At 70.6% G+C, this 1,291-nt stretch carries 2 protein-coding genes; one reads left to right on the top strand and one right to left on the bottom strand.

Going from position 1 to position 1,291, the window contains the following annotated elements:
* Positions 1-438, top strand: a 438-nt coding sequence (locus C5O18_RS10600; protein WP_158249332.1) for a hypothetical protein, incomplete at its 5' end; no start/stop codon positions are given.
* A 14-nt stretch (positions 439-452) separates the two neighbouring features.
* Here C5O18_RS10600 and C5O18_RS09720 read toward each other — a convergent pair.
* Positions 453-1,291: response regulator (locus C5O18_RS09720; RefSeq protein WP_146089342.1), on the bottom strand; the 839-nt coding region annotated here is incomplete at its 5' end.

The following is a 1,291-nucleotide window of genomic DNA, read 5'->3' as shown; positions in this document are numbered from 1 at the left end:
TTCACCGACCGCCCAGATGCGGCGTTCTTCGGACTGGGCCAGATCGTGCTGCCCCAGGGCCAGCGCCGCGAAGCCCTGGCCCTGGGGCTGGGTCGCCTGGTAGTCGCAGGCGAGACCATCCTGTTCGATCGCTGGTGGCCGGCACCGACGGTCGATGCCCCCCGTTTCGACAATTACCGCTGGCTGGCCACCATGGTCAACCGCGATTGCCGCCTGGAGATCAGCATCGATGGCGGCAATCCCCGGCTGGTGCCCTGGCTCGAGCTCGACGACCTGCTGCCGGGAGGCGGAAGCCGCTTGCTGCGGGTCACGCCGTTCGCCGCATTCCGGCTCCGGCTGTTCCGGCGCGGCCGCGCCGAGCCCCTGCACGACCTGCGCTCTCCGGGCGGGTTGCTGATGATGGCCGTGCCTGGCGCGATCGCCGACGCTTCCGCCTGAGGCTCCCGTCCGGGTCAGCGCACCGGCGACGACAGACGCGTCCAGCAGATCAGCGTGTCGCGCAAGGTGCGCATGTCGACGGGCTTGGCCAGGAAGTCGTTCATGCCGGCGTCCAGCGCCTGCTGGCGTTGCGCCGCCGATACATGCGCGGTGATCGCGAGGATGGGCAGCGGGCGCAGGCCGCGTTCGCGTTCGCGCTGGCGCCAGACCTGGGTGGCCGACAGGCCGTCCAGCTCGGGCAGGTCGCAGTCCATCAGCACGACATCGGGGCGCTGCCGCTCGAGCAGCTCCAGCGCCTGCATGCCATCGGTCGCGGTGATGCAGTCCACCCCCTGCTTGCTGAGCAGGCCGACCAGCACCTGCTGCACCCACGGATTGTCTTCCACCACCAGCACGGTCAGCGGCAGCGGCAGGCTGAGGCCGGACACGTCCGGACGCTGGCTCTGACCCAGCGCGGCCTGCAGCGGTGTGGCAGGCACGGGCTCCGGTGGTGTGTGTGGCTCGGCGCTGGCATGGCGCGACGGCGCATCCGGCAGCAGGGCGAGCAACAGCAGCAGGGCATGGATGACCTGGACGGCGAGCAGCCACTGGTACGGCTCGATATCCCAGCTCAGCCAGGAGAACAGGCTGAACAGCAGGAAGCTGCGCGAGACCAGGATCAGCGCGCTGGCCCAGAACAGCAGTCCGCAGCCCGGCAGCCGGCGGCGCCAGGCCGACCAGCAGGCGGCCAGCAGCAGCGATGCCGCGGCGATCGGCAGCAGGGTCACTATGGCGACGGTCTCGTGGCGGTTGATGGCCACGCCCAGCACCAGGGCCAGCGCCTCCACGCCGAGCAGCGCGAGCAGGATGCGGT

The organism is Amnimonas aquatica, from assembly GCF_002943415.1.
GTDB classification, from domain to species: domain Bacteria; phylum Pseudomonadota; class Gammaproteobacteria; order Pseudomonadales; family Moraxellaceae; genus Perlucidibaca; species Perlucidibaca aquatica_A.
Note: the sequence above shows the minus strand (reverse complement) of the source record. Positions and strands in the feature narration are given on the sequence as shown.